This is a genomic window from Rhodococcus sp. NPDC056516 (genome assembly GCF_042794655.1).
GTDB lineage: Bacteria > Actinomycetota > Actinomycetes > Mycobacteriales > Mycobacteriaceae > Rhodococcus_F.
Window position 1 is genome coordinate 819,174 of record NZ_JBHTTG010000002.1, and the last position, 17,500, is coordinate 836,673.

Below are 17,500 nucleotides of genomic sequence, written 5' to 3' on the forward strand. Positions count from 1 at the left end.
TTACTTGCCGAATCCGGCCTTGCGCAGCGCGTCGGCCATCGATCCTGCGACGGGCGCACGGTTGTCCGGAACCCACTCGCGTCCACCCTGTCGCCCTCCGCCACCTCGTTGCTGGCCCTGACCCTGACCCTGACCCTGACCCTGACGCGGAGGCTGGCCCTGACGCGGAGGCTGGCCCTGTCGCTGAGGTTGCCCACCTCGCGGGCCTTCGGACTTGCGGGGTGCGCCCACCTCGTCGTCGAGTCGGAGCGTCAACCCGATGCGTTGGCGCGCCTCGTCCACTTCGAGAACCTTCACCTTGACGACGTCACCCGATTTGACGACCTCTCGTGGGTCCTTGACGAAGTTGTGTGACATCGCCGAGACGTGAACCAGACCGTCCTGATGAACTCCGATGTCGACGAAGGCGCCGAAGGCCGCGACGTTGGTGACCACACCTTCGAGCGTCATACCGGGCTTGAGGTGCGCGACCTTTTCGATGCCTGCGGCAAAAGTCGCGGTCTTGAACTCGGGTCGCGGATCTCGTCCAGGCTTCTCCAACTCGGAGATGATGTCAGTGACGGTCGGCAGACCGAATCGCTCGTCGACGTAGTCGGACGCCTTGACCGATCGAAGTGCCTGCGAGTTTCCGATCACCGTGCGCACGTCCCCGCCGGCACTCGCGACGATCTTGCGAACCACCGGGTACGCCTCCGGGTGGACGCTCGACGCGTCGAGGGGGTCGTCGCCGTCGGCGATCCGGAGGAAGCCGGCACACTGCTCGAATGCCTTGGGCCCCAATCGTGAGACGTCCTTGAGTCCCTTGCGGGATTTGAACGGACCGTTCTGGTCCCGATGCGCGACGATGCTCTCCGCGAGCGAGCCTGCAATTCCGGACACCCGAGCGAGCAGCGGCACGGACGCAGTGTTGACGTCGACGCCGACCGAGTTGACGGCATCTTCGACGACGGCGTCGAGGGAACGTGAGAGCAGCGATTCGGTGATGTCGTGCTGGTACTGACCGACGCCGATGGACTTGGGATCGATCTTCACCAACTCCGCCAACGGATCCTGCAGGCGACGCGCGATGGACACCGCACCGCGAATCGAGACGTCGAGGTCGGGAAGTTCCTGCGACGCATAGGCCGAAGCCGAGTACACCGACGCGCCTGCCTCGGACACGACGATCTTGGTCAGGTTGGGCGCGCCGGTCTTCTTGATCAGTTCGGTAGCGAGCGTGTCGGTCTCGCGTGAAGCCGTGCCGTTGCCGATGGCGATCAGTTCGACGCCGTACTTGGTGACAAGCCCGGCAAGCGTCGCGAGAGCAGCGTCCCATTTGTTCTGCGGCTGGTGTGGGTAAATCGTCTCGTAGGCAACAACTTTGCCGGTTCCGTCGACGACGGCAACTTTGGTTCCGGTGCGAAATCCGGGGTCGAGTCCCATAGTGGGTCGGGCGCCTGCGGGAGCCGCGAGAAGTAGATCCTTGAGGTTGGTGGCGAAGACGTCGACGGCATCCTTTTCGGCCGACTGTCGCAAACGCATCCGAGTGTCGATACCGAGCGTGACCGCGAACTTCGTCTTCCACGCCCACCTCACGGTGTCGAGGAGCCACCCGTCTGCGGCACGGCCACGGTCGGCGATCTCGAACCGCGACGCGATGCGGCCTTCGTAGACCGTGCGCTCCCCCGGCGCGAGCTCTTCGGTGTCGGCAGCCATGTTCACCGACAGCACTTCTTCCTTCTCTCCGCGCAGGACGGCAAGGATGCGATGCGAAGGCAATTTGGAGAACGGTTCAGAGAACTCGAAGTAGTCAGCAAACTTCGAGCCATCGGATTCCTTGCCCTTGCGGACTGAGGAGACGACCTGGCCGCGACTCCACATCAGCTCACGCAATTCGCCGACCAGATCGGCGTCCTCGGCGAAGCGCTCCACGAGGATCGACCGGGCTCCGTCGAGTTGCTCGTCCGAATACTGCGCGGGATCGGTGGCGGGGTCGCCGATGAGGGCATCCGCGACGGGTTCGTGGCCGGCCTCACGGGCGATCTGCGCCTTGGTACGACGCTTCGGCTTGAAGGGAAGGTAAATGTCCTCCAGCCGCGCTTTTGTCTCGGCCAGCATGATCTGACCACGCAATTGATCGTCCAATTTGCCCTGAGAGTCGATCTCCGTGAGCACGGCGTCACGACGGTCGTCGAGCTCGCGGAGATACCGCAGTCTCTCGTCCAGGAGTCGCAACTGAGCGTCGTCGAGCGTGCCGGTGACTTCCTTGCGGTACCGGGCGATGAAGGGCACCGTGGCTCCGCCGTCGAGAAGGTCGACTGCTGCTGCAACCTGGCCTTCGCGGACGTCGAGTTCCTCGGCAATGCGCTGGTTCACGGTCTTGAGAATCACGAGATCCGACCCTACCGCTATCCTGAGACAAGAAGATCGGCAACAGTGCCGTGTCAGGGCTACCGGGGGAAACAGATGAGTACGCGGCACGTCCGGATTGCCGCAATGGCGGCCGCAGTTACTTTTGCGGCGTCGTGCAGCGGCGGACAGAACCCGGATGATTCGATGCAGACCCCCGCCTTCCCCGACACCAATGTTCCGGTCGCGGAGACTCTCGACGGTCGACTGGCGCAAGCTCAGGTGGCGGCGCTCGGGCGCGGCGCGGACGTCTCCATCGCCATCCTCGACCGCTCCTCGGACAAGTACCTCGATGTGTCAGGCGACCAGCAGATCGAAACCGCCTCGGTGGCAAAGCTATTCATCGCGGAGGATCTACTTCATCAGGACGCGCGAGGCGAGCGGCCCATTACGGACGACGACCGCACCCTCATGGCGGCGATGCTCGAATCCTCCGACGACACTGCAGCCAACCTCCTGTGGGACGAGGTCGGCGGTCAAGAGGTGATCACCCGCGTCGCCGAGCGTTACGCACTGACCGCGACGACGCCGCCGTGGGACGGAATGTGGTGGAACACCGAGACCACGACCCGTGACCTGGTCACCTTCTACAACGCCGTCCTCGACGACTCCGACCAACTCGGACCCGAACGGGTCGACCAGTTCGTCGAGTACCTGCGGCAATCCACTCCCGAAGGAACCGACGGTTACGACCAGAGGTTCGGACTGCCCGAGGCCCTGTTCGGCGAGCCGGTCATCGGAGTCAAACAAGGCTGGATGTGCTGTGTCGAGGACAAGTGGATACACCTGTCCACCGGCATCGTCGGTGACGACAACCGATACATCATCGCGATCGGTTCTCGAGAAGACGTCCAGTACACGGACGAGGACAGCTTCTATCCCGACACTTCGTTCACCGATGCTGTCGACGACGAAAGTGCACTGCACGCGCGCGACACAGTCACCGGCGTCACACAAATCCTCTTCCCGAGCGGAAGCATCGACGACTGGGCTGCAGCATCCACGACCACGGATTCGGCGATGCCCGAAGCATCCGGACCCTGATTCTGTCCACGAGGGTCTGTTCGAACTCAGTCTTGCTTGTACTCGAGCACCGAACTGATGACCCGCTCCTGCTGTTCGGATGTAAGCATCGGCCATAGCGGCAGTCGAAGGATCGACGCCGAGAACTCGGCACTACGCACGCACGGCTCCGGTGTTCGTCCGTAGCGCACACCAGCCGCACTCGTATCCAGCGGAACGTAATGGAACGGCGCCACGATTCCGTCGGCGGCAAGGTGCTGAATCAAGCCGTCACGGCTCTCTTCGGTCGGCATCTTGAGATAGAACAGGTGCGCGGTGTGCTCGCGATCGTCGGGGACCGCCATGGGCACGACATCATTCGCGGACGCCCACTCGCCCAGACTCGCGCTGTAGGCATCCCAGACGCGATGCCTGGCCGCCTGAATCGCGTCGAACTCGGAGAGTTGTGCGTCGAGGACGGCGGCATTGAGTTCACTGGGCAGATAACTCGACCCGATGTCCTGCCACGAATATTTGTCGACCTGTCCGCGCAGGAAACGCGCACGGTCGGTCCCCTTCTCACGGATGATTTCGGCGCGGGTCATCAGCTGATCGTCGGAGAGCAACAGCGCGCCACCCTCGCCGCAATGAACGTTCTTGGTGTCGTGAAAACTCTGCGTTCCGATTGTTCCGATGGTGCCGAGCGTGCGCCCGCGCCACTTTCCGCCGAGCCCGTGTGCGTTGTCTTCGATCAACGCGACGCCGTGAAGTTCCGCGAGGTCGAGCAGAGGTTCCATGTCGGCGGCGACCCCGCCGTAATGCATGACGAGTACCGCTTTGGTGCGTTCGGTGATCGCCGCCGCGACGCACGCCGGATCGATGTTGCCGGTACTCGGATCGATGTCGACGAAAACAACAGTGGCCCCACGCAACGCGACGGCGGTCGCCGCCGAACTGAACGCGAAGCTCGGAACGATCACCTCGTCGCCCGGGCCCAATTCGAGCAGCAGGGCACCCAATTCGAGTGCGTGCGTGCACGAGGTGGTCAGCAGGGCATGCGTGGATCCGGTAATCGTTTTGATGGCTGCAGTCGCGGACTTGGTGAAACGCCCGTCACCGTGAATGTGATCGGACTCCAGAACCGTTGCCAGATTCGACAATTCGTTCGAGGCCCGATAGGGGCGGGAAAAGATGATTCGATCAGTGCTCACGAGTACGCCGATCGATCGAGGTTCCCGGCCGCGGTGAATCGACAGTCAGATACAGCGGCTTTCCGACGAGGACGTGCAGTGCCACACCGAGGTATTCGGCGATCAGCCCGAGCGAGAACAGGATCGCACCTGAACAGACCAGCAGCGCCATGATGATCGACGCCCATCCTTCGGGGTCGTTGTTGTCGCCGGTCATGGCCTGGATGAAGATCACCGCGGCCATGATCACACCGGCTGACGCCAGGGTGACTCCAAGCAGACTGACCAGCCGCAGACCGCGGGTTCCGCTACACAACACCATCTTCCAGAACAACGAGAACAAACGGCGATAGTTGTATCCGGATTCCTCGCGGCCTTCGGCTCGAAGTGTCACCGGGGCGGTGGCCGTGTTACCGACAACCCACGTCAGCGCGACGTCCAGATACACGCCGTTGGCGGCGACGCCGGCCAACTGTCGACCGATGTCACCGCGGATCAGGCGGTAACTTTCGAATCTCGTCGAATCAGGGAACGCGAACACCGTCGCCAAGACGATCTTTGCGCCGCGCGAGGTCAGGTTCCGCAAAAATCCGTGAGGGCGGGTGTTCGTGGGTTTGGAATACACGAGATCGGATCGCTCCGCCAGCGCGGTGTCGAGGAAAGCCCCGATGTGCACCGGGTCGTGCTGGCCGTCCTCGTCCATCGTCACAATCCACTGGCCGGTTGCAGCGGCCATGCCGGCGATGGTCGCCGCGTCCTGGCCGTAGTTGCGGCTGAGCCACACGACACGCACCTGCTCGAAACGGCGCTCCAATTCGAGTAACACGACGTCGGAGCGGTCCGGGCCGTTGTCGTGGACCAGCACGATCTCGTCGACGGAGAACTGCGCACCACCGGGCGTCGTACTCGGTGCGCCCAGGGCGTCCAGCTCCTCGACGAGCGCTGTGATCGTCTTTTCGCCCTGATAAACGGGCACTACGACGGAAATCGAGTGCACTCGCTTCCACTCCCTTCAGGGGGCTCGACTGGCGCCGAGAGACAGGCACGATCGGGCCCACACCGTCGCGAACTTTAACACGCAAAGATGTCTTGACTTCGGATGCCGGCGGCGCGTGACGCGCTCGCGTCTCCGTACGCCCGACCTGCCCTGTTAAGGTCTGGAACTCGTGGTGGAAACTCGCACTCTCGCCCGGGCCGATGTGTACAAGTGGGGCGCCGTCACGGCGGTCGGTGTCATCGCCGGTTACCTGGCCGTGGTGCTCGCGAATGCTCGTCACTTCTACACGGACGACACCGAGTCCCAGTACGCACCGCTGTGGGTCATGCTCGGCCGCAGTCTGCGAGAAGGACACCTCCCGGTACTCGTCCCCGAGAACTGGATGGCGGGCAACTACGCGATCGAGGAAGCGGGCCTTCTCAATCCACCGCAACTCCTGATCGACCTGATCGCACCGTCCTTCGACAACTTGGCGTTGTACGCGACGATCGTGAAGTTGATTTTCGCGATCATCCTTGCGCTGGGCGTCTATCGGATCTGTCTCGAGTACGGTTCGAAGCCCACGTGGGCTGCGGTCGCCGGCGTCTCCATTCCGTTCACCGGTTTCCTACTGTTCTTCGACTCGGCCAGTTGGATGACTGCCTTCACCGGCACTGCATGGATGGTTCAGGCGTGGGCGTCGGCAATCCGCTACGCGCGAGGTAAGAGCGGTCCGATCCCGACCTTCGTGTTCCTGTATCTCGCGATGTCGGTCCAATATGTTTTTCCCGCAGTCGAATCCGGCTTGATGATCGGCGCGGTCGCAATCGGCGAAGTTGTCTATCAGCGGCGTTGGCTGCCGTCGCTGCGGCTTCTGGCGGTGTCCGCATGTGCGGCTTTGGCCGGGCTCGCGACGTATCTGCCGAGCCTGCTCACCGCCGACGTCACCTGGCGCGGTGCATCCGAGGTCAAGAACGACGCATTCCTCGCCGTTCCGTGGTCGGAATCGCTGAACGCGAGCCTGCCGAGCACCATGCCTGCGTTCACCTCCTGGTGGGGATACATCCAGACCATGCCCATGGTCTACATCGCTTGGTTCCTCATTCCGGCGCTGGCGTTCATCGACTGGGGCAAGGCACGCGCCGCGGCACGCGAATTGACCGCCGTCGGGATCTTCACCGTCGCCGTCCTCATGTGGACGGCCGGGCCGAGCACGATCGGCCCACTGCGGTGGCCCGCACGCGTGCTTCCGATGGTGGCGATCGGCCTTCTGCTTCTGGTGTGCATCCTGCTTGGGCGTTACGCCACGACCGACAAGTTGCGCGGGCGCTGCGTTGCAGCGGGAATCCTCGTGGGCCTGCTTCTGATTCGGTCCGCCTCGGCAGCCCCGGGGCTCGCGAAATGGCATGTGATCTCAGCCGTCGCCGTCGTTGCCCTCGGCGCCGCGATGGTGTGGCTCGGCCGTACCAAGGGCACTGCGTTCGCATGCCTCGTCGCGATCGTCGCGGTCTCCCCCATCGCCTATGCCCAGGTTCGAGCAGCACAACCGACCCCGATGAGCTGGAACCTGCCCGAATCCCGCTCGGAGATAAAGGAAGCCTTCCCCGACTTCGAAGGCACGACACTACAACTGGGCGACCGCGCGCTCATCGGCCCCGGCGAGCGAACACTCGACGGAGCGTACGGTTCCCTGGCCTTCGGCAACTACCCCAAAGACCTCGAACTGACTTACACCAGCGGCTACACCCCCAACGGGCACTTCTACTTCGGTGACCTGCTCTGCATGCGCTGGGACATGAGCGTGTGCCCCGACGCCTTCCGACGCGCATTCACCGTCGAACCCACCACTGGCCGCACCATCGTCGATCTGATGAACGTGGACCGCGTCGTACTGCAAAACGCCCTCTACCCCGATGCACGCAAGAACCCGGCTCCCGACGGATGGAAATGGGTCGACTACCCCGGACACGAGAACTACATCTCGGTACTCGAACGCGTCGACGGCCCCGTCTCGACACGCAACGGACGCATCGCCGACGCCCACGGCGTCGAGGCTGTTTCGACCGGGGAATCGAACATGTCGAGCACCCTTCGTGTCAGTTCGGAGACCGGCGGCAAGGTTGTGTTCGCACGGCTCGGCTGGCCCGGATATCGGGCGAGCATCGACGGTCAGCCTGTCCCGATCGACGTCGTCGCGAAGTCCTTTGTCACCGTGGACGTTCCAGCCGGTACGAAAGACGCGGAACTTGTCCTGACGTGGCGTCCCCCGGGATGGAAGGTCGGCGGCGCTTCGATGGTCGCCGGAGTCCTCGGACTCGGGGTGCTCGAATGGATGTATCTGCGCGCGCGACGCAAGGACCGGATCAGCGACGTGCACACCGAGTCTTCATGACCGAAGACGTCGCATCAACCGAGAACCCCGGCCCACTGCTGCGGGTGGTCAAGCATCAACCCATCGCGTTTGCCATTGTCGGAGTTGCCAATACGGCGATCGGTTACGTGCTCTTCGTGATGTGGTCATTGATCCTCGACAACAAGAATCTGTATCAGGTGGCCGTGATCGGCGCGTACTCCATCAGCGTCCTCATCGCTTTTGTTCTGCATCGGACTCTCGTTTTCCGCGTTCGCGGACATGTTGCCCGCGACCTGGGCGCGTTCATTGTCGTCAATTCCGGTGGCCTCGTGCTGAATCTGATTCTCGGAACACTCGCAGTATCGATTCTGCACGCCCCGCCGCTCCCCGCTCAGGCCGTTGTCATGCTGATCGTTGCCGGTGTGAGTTTCTTCGGTCATCGATACTTCTCGTTCCGCCGCAAACCAACCGAACGGCACTGACCTTCTACGACTCGCGGGGTAACGCGCGATCCACTGCCGCCTCGACGATCGTTCGAATGTCTTCCTCTCCGAACAGGTTCGGCAATGTGAGTCGATCCAGGGCGAGCCAGTTCAACGACATGTAGAGCAGGCGAACGGTCATCGCATCACCGGGCACGCCCGACGCCAGATGATTGGCTACGTTCAGATCGAAGTCTTCTCGGATGCGGACGGTCAGTACCGCACGCAGGTCCGGTCGACGCGTCGCCTCCAGTCGCAACTCCATGAGCGCAAGGAAACCCGTCCCGAACGAGGTGACCCGCTCGACCACTTCGAGCATGAGCGTCACCAGACGCTCACGATCGGTGCCGTTGACGGGATCGATCAATCCCTCGAGGTCGTCCGGAATCAGTCGCTCGTAGATCCGGCCACCGGCTTGTGTCAGTAGGTCGTCGCGATTGGAAAAGTAGTTCGACGCAGTCCCGTTCGGCACAGCTGCCTGACTGTCGACGGCTCGAAAGGTCAAGCCTCGAGCGCCCTCTCGCGCCAACACCTCGATTGCCGCGTCGATCAGGGCAAGCCGACGTTCCGGGTTCTTTCGCACTTGACATCACTCCAGACACGACCCTAGGTTAAACCACTACAAACAGAGTACTACGAACGGAGCATTTCATGCGAAAGCTTGTGTACTACGTAGGAGCATCGCTCGACGGCTACATCGCGGGACCCGGCGGCGAATTCGACTTCTACCCGGTATCCGAACAGATCACGGCCTGGATATGCGATCGGTATCCCGACACCGTGCCAACGCACGTGCGGTCTTCCCTCGGAGTGGAGGGCGTACCCAACAAGGTCTTCGACACCGTCATCATGGGTCGCGGTTCCTACGAGCCCGGACTGTCCGCCGGGGTGAGCAGCCCCTTCGCACATCTGCGCCAGTTCGTCGTCTCCACCACCCTCCCCGACACCGAGGATCCTGCGATCACCCTCGTCCGCGCTGATCCCCTGGCGCTGGTCAAATCCCTCAAAGAGGAGGAAGGACAAGACATCTGGCTCTGCGGCGGCGGAACTCTCGCCGGCGAACTGCTACCGGAGATCGACGAATTGGTCGTCAAGAGGTATCCGGTTGTCGCAGGCGCTGGTATACCAATGATCAGAGGCAACTTCGAGCCGACACCGTTCACGCCGACTGCAACCGAATCGCTGAGTGACGGCGCGAGCATCACCTGGTTGAAGCGAAATAACTAAGCGAGCAGGTCCGGTCGACGCTCGGCCGTGCGCTGCAGCGACTGCTCATGGCGCCAAGCCTTGATCTTTGCGTGATCACCGGACAGCAGAACAGGAGGGACCTCGAGGTCGCGCCACACGGCCGGACGCGTGTAGCTGGGTCCTTCGAGGAGTCCGTCGGAAAACGAATCTTCTTGGTGTGAAAGCTGATTGCCGAGAACGCCGGGCATCAGTCGAACAACAGCCTCGACCATCACCAGCACGGCAGCTTCACCGCCGATCAGTACGTAGTCGCCGATGCTGACTTCTTCGACGCGAACCCGCTTGGCTGCGTCGTCGAAAACTCGTTGATCGATTCCTTCGTATCGGCCGCAGGCGAAGACAAGATGCTTTGCGGTAGACCAGCGGTGCGCGGTCGCCTGAGTGAACGGGACGCCGGCAGGAGTGGGCACCACCAGAATCGTCTCGGCGTCATCCGGGCCGTCAGTATCTGCTCGTCCGATCACGTCGTCCAGGGCCGGGCCCCAGACGGTCGGTTTCATGACCATGCCGGGTCCGCCGCCGTACGGAGAATCGTCGACGGCTTTGTGGACGTCGTGGGTCCACGACCGCAGATCGTGGACGTCGACCGAGATCAAGCCACGTTCGATTGCCTTTCCCAGCAAGGCAGCACGAAGCGGTTCGAGATACTCGGGAAAGATGGTGACTACATCGAGACGCATGACAAGCGATCAGTCGCTGTCGGCGTTCGAATTGTCGCTGTTCGACTTGTCACCGAAGTCCGGATCGAGCAGTCCCTCGGGGGGCTCGATCACCACGACGCCGTCGGCGATCGACACCGAGGTGACGATGGCTGCGACAAACGGGATCAGCAATTCACCGGACGTCTCACCGGCGCGGCGAATCGAAAGCAATTCGCCTGCGGCGGAATGCAATACCTCGATGACCGAACCGACCTCGGTGCCGTCCGTGAGGACGACCTTCAGTCCTTCGAGTTCGTGATCGTAGAACTCGTTCGGATCATCCGAAGGCTCGAGTTCGGAACTGTCGATCACAAACAGTGTGCCGCGCAACGCATCTGCGTCGCCACGGTCACTGACGCCTTCGAGGCGCAGCAGAAGCCGCCCGGAATGATCCCGGGCGGCTTCCACTGTGTACGACTTCAGTGTGGACTCGCGCGGCTTACGCCCACGCAGCACGGAACCTACGGCAAAACGATCTTCGGGCTCGTCTGTACGAACCTCGACAACCAATTCACCTTTGATGCCATGCGACTTCGCGACACGACCGACTACGAGTTCCACCTGTTTACTGCCGTCTACTGATCGGTGTCGACGACATCAACACGGATACCGCGGCCACCGATGCCGGACACCAAGGTCCGCAGAGCGGTCGCCGTGCGACCACCCCGACCGATGACCTTGCCGAGATCGTCGGGGTGCACGTGCACCTCGACGGTCCGTCCCCGACGTCCGGTGATCAGCTCGACACGAACATCGTCGGGATTGGCGACGATGCCACGCACGAGATGCTCTACCGCATCAGCGACGACGGCACTCACTTGTCAGCAGCCTCGGCGTCTGCAGCGGGAGCCTCGGCGTCAGCCGCGGTGTCTTCTGCCTTGGCCTCGTCAGCCTTTGCAGCCTTCTTCTTCTTGGGGGTGATTGCTTCAGCAACCGGCTCGTTCTCGGCCTGCGCGAGTGCAGCCTGGAAGAGCTCGAGCTTGGTGGGCTTGGCTTCCTTGACACGCAGGGTGCCTTCGGTGCCCGGCAGGCCCTTGAACTTCTGCCAGTCACCGGTGATCTTGAGGAGTGCCTCGACGGGCTCGGTGGGCTGTGCGCCCACGGACAGCCAGTACTGAGCGCGCTCGGAATCGATGTCGATCAGCGAGGGCTCTTCCTTGGGGTGGTACTTGCCGATGGTCTCGATCGCACGGCCGTCACGACGGGTGCGCGAGTCGGCGATGACAACGCGGTACTGAGCGTTGCGGATCTTGCCGAGGCGGGTGAGCTTGATTTTGACAGCCACAGCTGCAGTTCTCCTTCAGCGCGCACAACAGTGCTGCGCATGTCACGTGCAATTCAGCGACCCACACGATTTGTGAGCCCGGTTTTGCCTCTATCCTGTGACCGCCGCAGCGGTACGTAACCGGTTGCGACGAACAATGGTCCATTGTGCCAGATGGGTGGGCTCGTTCGGAAACCACCCTGTGCGCGTTCGGGGAGTGCAGGGACTCCCTAACCACTCACGGGGGTGCCGCGCAGGATCACACGCGTCGGCTTCGCGAGCACAGCGGGGTTTCCGCGCGGATCTTCGGCGTACACCACCAGGTCGGCGGGCGCTCCTTCTTCGATGCCCTGAGCGCCCAACCAACTCCGTGCGTCCCAGCAGGCTGCACCCAGCGCCTGGTGCGCCGTCAGACCGGCAACCTGGAGTTCGGCCACCTCGTCGGCGATCCGCCCATGCCTGATCGAACCGCCGGCATCCGTTCCGGCATAGATCGGAATCCCCGCGTCGTGAGCGGCACCGATGGTCTGGTGTCGACGAGCGTGCAGATCCCGCATGTGCGCTGCGTAGGTCGGATACCGCGTGGCAGAGTCCGCGATCTCGGGGAAAGTAGCGATGTTGATCAGCGTCGGAACCAGGGCTGTGCCGTGAGCGACCATCGATTCGATGGTCGCGTCCGTCAGTCCGGTCCCGTGCTCGATGCAGTCGATACCGGCGTTGATCAGTCCGGGTAGAGCGTCTTCGGCAAAAACGTGAGCGGTGACCCGTGCGCCTTCGGCATGAGCGGCGGCGATGGCCTCGACCAGAATCTCGTCACTCCACAACGGGGCGAGGTCGCCGATGGAACGATCGATCCAGTCCCCGACGAGCTTGACCCAACCGTCACCGGCGCGTGCCTGCCGCACGACTTCGGCCGGCAACTGAGATTCGTCGTCCAGATCGACCGGCAGGCCCGGGATGTATCGCTTGGGTGCCGCGATGTGCTGACCTGCGCGAATGATCCGCGGCAAATCGAGGCGCTCGTCGATGAACCTGGTGTCGACCGGTGATCCTGCGTCGCGAAGCAACAGCACGCCCGCGTCACGTTCGGTCTGCGCCTGCCCCAGCAAGCCGTCGACGGTTTCGCCGCCGCCACCGCCGTAACGGATACCGACGTGACAGTGCGCATCCACGAGACCCGGTGTGATCCAACCCGATTCGACGATCGTCTCCGCAACCGACACCGGCTCGAAAGAAATCCGCCCGTCGACGATCCACAATTCGATCGGCCGGGCATCGGGCAGACCGATACCCCGAAGATGAAGCGCAGTCACCGACTACTTCTTGGGCAGCTTGAGCTGGGAGAGATCGATGCCTTCCAGTCCGGGCGGCAACTGATCGAGACCCTTGGGCATGTTCGACAGGTCGGGCATTCCGGCCGGCATGCCGCCGGGCATACCCGGGAACCCGCCCATGCCGGGGAATCCTCCGCGCATCTTGGGCTGCGTCGGACCCTTGCCGCCCTTCTTGCCCTTCTTGCCCTTCTTGCTGCGCACCTGCTTGCGGGCGCCGGGCATGCCCATACGGCCGGCCATGGCAGCCATCATCTTGCGAGCCTCGAAGAAACGGTCCACCAACTGGTTGACGTCGGAAACCTTGACGCCCGAACCGTTCGCGATGCGCAGTCGGCGTGAGGCGTTGATGATCTTCGGATCGTCACGCTCGGCCGGCGTCATACCGCGGATGATTGCCTGAATGCGATCGAGTTGCTTCTCGTCGACGTTGGCAAGCGCGTCCTTCATGCCGCCTGCACCCGGCAGCATGCCGAGCAGGTTGCCGATCGGGCCCATCTTGCGGACGGCCATCATCTGATCGAGGAAGTCTTCGAGGGTGAGCTGACCGGAACCGATCTTGGCTGCGGTGGCTTCGGCCTGATCTGCGTCGAAAACCTGCTCGGCCTGCTCGATGAGGCTCAGGACGTCGCCCATGCCGAGGATCCGGCTGGCCATGCGATCGGGGTGGAAGACGTCGAAGTCTTCGAGCTTCTCACCGGTGGAGGCGAAGAGGATCGGCTGGCCGGTGACCTCGCGGACGCTCAGCGCGGCGCCACCGCGGGCGTCGCCGTCGAGCTTGGTGAGGACGACGCCGGTGATGCCGACTCCCTCACGGAAAGCGTCGGCGGTACTGACCGCGTCCTGACCGATCATGGCGTCGAGAACGAAGATGGTCTCGTCCGGGTTGACGGCGTCACGGATGCCGGCGGCCTGCGCCATCAGCTCCGAGTCGATGCCGAGACGACCGGCGGTATCGACGATCACGACGTCGTAATGCTTGTTGCGTGCTTCCTCGACGCCGGCGCGGGCGACCTCGACGGGGTCGGCAGCGGACACACCGAGGGCGTTCTCGCCGCCGCCGATGGAGGTGCCGGGATGCGGAGCGAAGACTGCAGCGCCCGCGCGCTCACCGACGATCTGAAGCTGAGTGACGGCGCCCGGACGCTGAAGGTCACAGGCGACGAGGAGCGGCGTGTGCCCCTGATCCTTGAGCCATTTGGCCAACTTTCCGGCCAGCGTGGTCTTACCGGAACCCTGCAGACCGGCCAACATGATGACCGTCGGCGGAGTCTTGGCGAACTGGAGTCGACGGGTTTCGCCGCCGAGAACCTCGACCAGCTCTTCGTTGACGATCTTGACGACCTGCTGAGCCGGGTTGAGTGCACCCGAGACCTCGGCGCCCTTGGCTCGTTCCTTGACCTTGGCGATGAAACTGCGCACTACGGGAAGTGCGACGTCGGCCTCGAGCAGGGCAAGGCGGATCTCGCGGGCCGTAGCGTCGATGTCGGCGCCGGACAGACGACCCTTGCCACGCAGATCCTTGAGAGATCCGGTCAATCTGTCGGAAAGGGATTCGAACACCGAGTGCGCTCCTGAAGGTCGTGCGAGTTAGCCGTGGATATTCTCGGGCACCAGCCTAGCCGCTACGCCCGCACCGATCCCAGCCGATGCGGGCGTAACCGCCGAAACCAGGTCCGTCAATCCTCTTTCTTCTTGGGTTGAGGCACCGGAACCACCGCGAGGACCGCCTCTTCCACACGCTCTCTGGCCGCGCGGGTGTCTGCCTCACCGAAGTCGAGGCAGAACGCGTCGACCACCGAAGAACCCAACGTCGCGACCTTTGCCCACCGGATATCGGCACCACTGTGTTCGAGTGCTGCGGCCAGTCGGCAGAGCAGGCCGACGCGGTCCTCGGTGCGCAATTCGAGGATCGCGTGACCGTCGCCGGGCGCGTCGAACCAGATGACCCGCGGCGGCGCCTGCGAATAGAGCACCGGAACCGCCGAATCCTTGTTGGTCTGGATCGGGTCGTCCCACTGCTCCGCCCGCGCCTCTTCGTCCTTTGCATCGAGAAGTTCGAGCAGATTCAGCTCACCGGCGGACGCTCGGATCAGTTCCTGTCGGAGCAACACCGCTTGCGGCGGTGTACCGAACCTCGGCGTCACGACAAACGAGTTGACCGCCGAACCCGCATGCGACCCCAGCGAAGCGGAATGCACCCGCAACGACTGCAGCGCCAGAACCCCGGCAGCCCGAGACAACAACCCGGGTGCGTCGGGCGCGATGACCGTCACGACGTAGGTGTGCGGATTCTCGGCCGGAACGAGCGAGACGTGAACCCCGCCGTCCTCGGCGATGGCCAACTGCTCGGGTGCGAGTGGATCTGGTTGCGGGAGCTCCTCCCCCGCCATCAGCAATCGGCAACGACGCACGAGCTCGCCGATCAACGACGACTTCCAGTCGCCCCAGACACCAGGCCCGGTGGCCAGAGAATCCGCTTCCGCCAACGAATGCAGGAGATCGAGAAGGGTCCCGTCTCCCTCGAGTGCGTCGACCACTCGCTGCACCGTTGCCGGATCGTCGAGGTCGCGACGGGTCGCGGTTTCCGGCAACAGCAGGTGATAGCGCACCATCGCCGTCAACGTCGCGACGTCGGAAGGCCAGAGCCCCAAGCGATTTCCGATAGCGGTGGCCAGTTCGGCACCGACGACGCTGTGATCTCCCCCTCGACCCTTGCCGATGTCGTGGATCAACGCACCGAGCATGAGCAGATCCGGCCGGGCGACACGCGTGGTGAATCCGCTTGCATAGGCGGCAGTTTCGACCAGGTGGCGATCGACCGTCCACGTGTGAACGGCGTCGCGCGGCGGAAGATCGCGAATGGTTCCCCACTCCGGCAGGAGTCGACCCCAGAGCCCGGTCCGGTCCATCGCCTCGATCACCGGAACCGCGCGCGAGCCCGAACCGAGCACGACAAGAAGATCGTTGACCGCGTTCTTGGGCCACGGTTCACGTAGTTCGGGGGCATTGTCGGCCAGGCGATTGAGCGTCGACGCAGAGATCGGCATGCCGTTGGTGGCTGCTGCTGCCGCCACCCGCATCACCAGACCGGGGTCCTTCTTCGGCCTGGCGTCGCGCGCCAGAACAACCTCACCCGCGTGCTCGACGACGCCCTCGTCCAGGGGCCGCCGCACCGGCGCACGACGCAGCCGAGACAAACCGCGCCTGGGCAAGGAGTTTCCGGCGGTACGGATACCGACGTCCACCGAATAGCTGATGGTGCGCGCTGATTCACTGAGGAGGCGCGCAAGATCGAATCGGTCCCCGATCCGCAGCGCCGCACCGATTTCGTCGGCGTCCTGTGCTCGCAGTTGATCGCGGGCGCGACCGGCAACGCGATGAAGTTCGGTGCGCACGTCGAGCAACCGCCTGTGCGCGAGTGCCAGACCGCCGCCGGGCGAGTTGGGTCCGAGTCCTGGCATCCCGTCGGTCAACTGGGCGATGGACAGGGCGTTGAGCAACTGCACGTCACGCAACCCTCCGCGGCCGCTCTTGAGATCCGGTTCGGCGCGATGGGCGATCTCGCCGCTGCGCTCCCACCTCGTACGAGTCTGGGTGATCAACTCGTCGAACCGGCTGCGGATGTCCATACGCCACTGTCGACGGACACCACTGATCAACAAGTTGCTCAGTTCCACGTCGCCGGCAATGTGGCGCGCTTCGAGCATTCCGAGCGCCGCGGTCATGTCGGTGGCCGCAACCTGGAGCGCCTGCGGAAGCGTCCGCACGCTGTGGTCGAGTTTGATGTGCGCGTCCCACAGCGGGTACCACAGGCTGTCCGCAACGTGGGAGACGACTGCCGGGTCCATGTCGTCGTGCAGCAAAATCAGATCGAGGTCGGAATACGGCAACAGTTCGCGTCGGCCCAGACCACCCACGGCGACGATGGCAAACCCACAATCCGGTTTGATGCCCAGTTCGGTCCCCTTGGTGGTCAACCAGAATTCGTGCAGATCGACCAGTGCATGTCGCAGTGACGGGGCGTCGAGCCTCCTGTTCTTGACGCCTCCGGTGAGTAGGGCCTTGCGTGCGCGGGCCAGGTCCGCAGCTTCGTCGGATCCCCCTGACGAGACCGGCCCTGGCCCCGTCGCTTTCGCGACGGAACCAGGGCCGAAGTTCTCGGACCCTTTCGGGTCAGAGTGCATCGCCACCGCGTTCCCCGGTTCGAACCCGGATGACCGACTCGACGGGCGAGACCCACACCTTGCCGTCACCGATCTTGCCGGTGCGAGCGGCCTCGACGATCACCTCGACCACCTTGTCCACGGCCGCGTCGTCGACGACGACCTCGACCCGAACCTTGGGTACGAAGTCCACGGAGTACTCCGCGCCTCGGTACACCTCGGTGTGGCCCTTCTGTCGGCCGTAGCCCTGAACTTCGCTGACTGTCATACCCAGCACTCCGGCCTGCTCGAGTCCGGTCTTGACGTCCTCGAGCGTGAACGGCTTGACGATTGCTGTGATCAGCTTCATGTGCTCATCCCTTTCCCAACTCTGAAGTGCCTGAATTCACTTTAATCACG

16 protein-coding genes are annotated in these 17,500 nt (G+C 63.3%); 4 read left to right on the plus strand and 12 right to left on the minus strand.

Going from position 1 to position 17,500, the window contains the following annotated elements; genetic code table 11:
- Nucleotides 1-2,370, minus strand: a complete 2,370-nt coding sequence (locus tag ACFQ6Y_RS09065; protein WP_378631241.1) for a Tex family protein — start codon at nt 2,368-2,370, stop codon at nt 1-3.
- 75 nt (nt 2,371-2,445) lie between these two features.
- Here ACFQ6Y_RS09065 and ACFQ6Y_RS09070 point away from each other — a divergent pair, with 75 nt between their 5' ends.
- Nucleotides 2,446-3,432, plus strand: a complete 987-nt coding sequence (locus ACFQ6Y_RS09070) for a serine hydrolase (RefSeq protein ID WP_378631244.1) — start codon at nt 2,446-2,448, stop codon at nt 3,430-3,432.
- A 26-nt stretch (nt 3,433-3,458) separates the two neighbouring features.
- Here the strand turns inward: ACFQ6Y_RS09070 and rffA are convergent, their stop codons facing one another.
- Complete coding sequence (rffA, locus tag ACFQ6Y_RS09075; protein ID WP_378631246.1) at nt 3,459-4,601, minus strand: dTDP-4-amino-4,6-dideoxygalactose transaminase; 1,143 nt, start codon at nt 4,599-4,601, stop codon at nt 3,459-3,461.
- A complete protein-coding gene (locus ACFQ6Y_RS09080; protein ID WP_378631250.1) occupies nt 4,591-5,577 on the minus strand; it encodes a glycosyltransferase in 987 nt (328 codons plus the stop codon). Before ACFQ6Y_RS09080 ends, rffA begins: the two co-directional genes overlap by 11 nt.
- Nucleotides 5,578-5,749: 172 nt before the next feature.
- Between ACFQ6Y_RS09080 and ACFQ6Y_RS09085 the strand changes: the two genes are divergently transcribed.
- Nucleotides 5,750-7,948 (plus strand): hypothetical protein, encoded by a 2,199-nt coding sequence (locus tag ACFQ6Y_RS09085; RefSeq protein WP_378631253.1) that lies wholly within the window; start codon nt 5,750-5,752, stop codon nt 7,946-7,948.
- Entirely contained in the window at nt 7,945-8,391 is a 447-nt protein-coding gene (locus ACFQ6Y_RS09090) for a GtrA family protein (RefSeq protein ID WP_283303750.1), read from the plus strand. Before ACFQ6Y_RS09085 ends, ACFQ6Y_RS09090 begins: the two co-directional genes overlap by 4 nt.
- A 4-nt stretch (nt 8,392-8,395) precedes the next feature.
- On the opposite strand, the gene ACFQ6Y_RS09095 is transcribed toward ACFQ6Y_RS09090, so the two are convergent.
- The gene (locus ACFQ6Y_RS09095; protein WP_378449548.1) at nt 8,396-8,974 is read right to left on the minus strand and encodes a TetR/AcrR family transcriptional regulator; all 579 of its coding nucleotides are present in this window, start codon (nt 8,972-8,974) and stop codon (nt 8,396-8,398) included.
- Nucleotides 8,975-9,042: 68 nt separating this feature from the next.
- On the opposite strand from ACFQ6Y_RS09095, the gene ACFQ6Y_RS09100 reads away from it, so the two are divergent.
- Entirely contained in the window at nt 9,043-9,618 is a 576-nt protein-coding gene (locus ACFQ6Y_RS09100) for a dihydrofolate reductase family protein (RefSeq protein WP_378631256.1), read from the plus strand.
- Here the strand turns inward: ACFQ6Y_RS09100 and trmD are convergent.
- The 8 genes from trmD to ACFQ6Y_RS09140 all read right to left on the minus strand — a co-directional run bounded on the left by trmD (nt 9,615) and on the right by ACFQ6Y_RS09140 (nt 17,450).
- Nucleotides 9,615-10,319: a tRNA (guanosine(37)-N1)-methyltransferase TrmD gene (gene trmD, locus ACFQ6Y_RS09105; protein ID WP_378631259.1), complete on the minus strand. Its 705-nt coding sequence runs from the start codon at nt 10,317-10,319 to the stop codon at nt 9,615-9,617. The two genes, ACFQ6Y_RS09100 and trmD, sit on opposite strands and share 4 nt — an antisense overlap.
- A gap of 9 nt (nt 10,320-10,328) precedes the next feature.
- Nucleotides 10,329-10,901 carry a ribosome maturation factor RimM gene (gene rimM / locus ACFQ6Y_RS09110; protein ID WP_378631262.1) on the minus strand — a complete coding sequence of 191 codons (573 nt, stop codon included), beginning with the start codon at nt 10,899-10,901 and terminating at the stop codon, nt 10,329-10,331.
- 14 nt (nt 10,902-10,915) lie between these two features.
- Nucleotides 10,916-11,158, minus strand: a complete 243-nt coding sequence (locus tag ACFQ6Y_RS09115; protein WP_003939023.1) for an RNA-binding protein — start codon at nt 11,156-11,158, stop codon at nt 10,916-10,918.
- A complete protein-coding gene (rpsP, locus tag ACFQ6Y_RS09120) occupies nt 11,155-11,625 on the minus strand; it encodes a 30S ribosomal protein S16 (protein ID WP_003942818.1) in 471 nt (156 codons plus the stop codon). The genes ACFQ6Y_RS09115 and rpsP overlap by 4 nt, the downstream gene beginning before the upstream one ends.
- Nucleotides 11,626-11,834: 209 nt before the next feature.
- Complete coding sequence (locus tag ACFQ6Y_RS09125) at nt 11,835-12,917, minus strand: amidohydrolase family protein (RefSeq protein WP_378631265.1); 1,083 nt, start codon at nt 12,915-12,917, stop codon at nt 11,835-11,837.
- Nucleotides 12,918-12,920: 3 nt separating this feature from the next.
- The gene (ffh, locus tag ACFQ6Y_RS09130) at nt 12,921-14,498 is read right to left on the minus strand and encodes a signal recognition particle protein (protein WP_230812905.1); all 1,578 of its coding nucleotides are present in this window, start codon (nt 14,496-14,498) and stop codon (nt 12,921-12,923) included.
- Between the two features lie 116 nt (nt 14,499-14,614).
- Nucleotides 14,615-17,122 (minus strand): [protein-PII] uridylyltransferase, encoded by a 2,508-nt coding sequence (locus ACFQ6Y_RS09135; RefSeq protein WP_378449552.1) that lies wholly within the window; start codon nt 17,120-17,122, stop codon nt 14,615-14,617.
- Nucleotides 17,112-17,450, minus strand: coding sequence for a P-II family nitrogen regulator (locus ACFQ6Y_RS09140; RefSeq protein WP_003942772.1), 339 nt, complete (start codon nt 17,448-17,450; stop codon nt 17,112-17,114). Before ACFQ6Y_RS09140 ends, ACFQ6Y_RS09135 begins: the two co-directional genes overlap by 11 nt.
- Nucleotides 17,451-17,500: the final 50 nt, after the last annotated feature.

What these genes read in the sequence shown, in the direction of transcription:
- ACFQ6Y_RS09090 (WP_283303750.1), top strand. Translation starts at nt 7,945, where the DNA reads ATGACCGAAGACGTCGCATCAACCGAGAACCCCGGCCCACTGCTGCGG.
- ACFQ6Y_RS09070 (WP_378631244.1), top strand. Translation starts at nt 2,446, where the DNA reads ATGAGTACGCGGCACGTCCGGATTGCCGCAATGGCGGCCGCAGTTACT.
- ACFQ6Y_RS09135 (WP_378449552.1), bottom strand. Translation starts at nt 17,122, where the DNA reads ATGCACTCTGACCCGAAAGGGTCCGAGAACTTCGGCCCTGGTTCCGTC.
- ACFQ6Y_RS09100 (WP_378631256.1), top strand. Translation starts at nt 9,043, where the DNA reads ATGCGAAAGCTTGTGTACTACGTAGGAGCATCGCTCGACGGCTACATC.
- ACFQ6Y_RS09140 (WP_003942772.1), bottom strand. Translation starts at nt 17,450, where the DNA reads ATGAAGCTGATCACAGCAATCGTCAAGCCGTTCACGCTCGAGGACGTC.
- trmD (WP_378631259.1), bottom strand. Translation starts at nt 10,319, where the DNA reads ATGCGTCTCGATGTAGTCACCATCTTTCCCGAGTATCTCGAACCGCTT.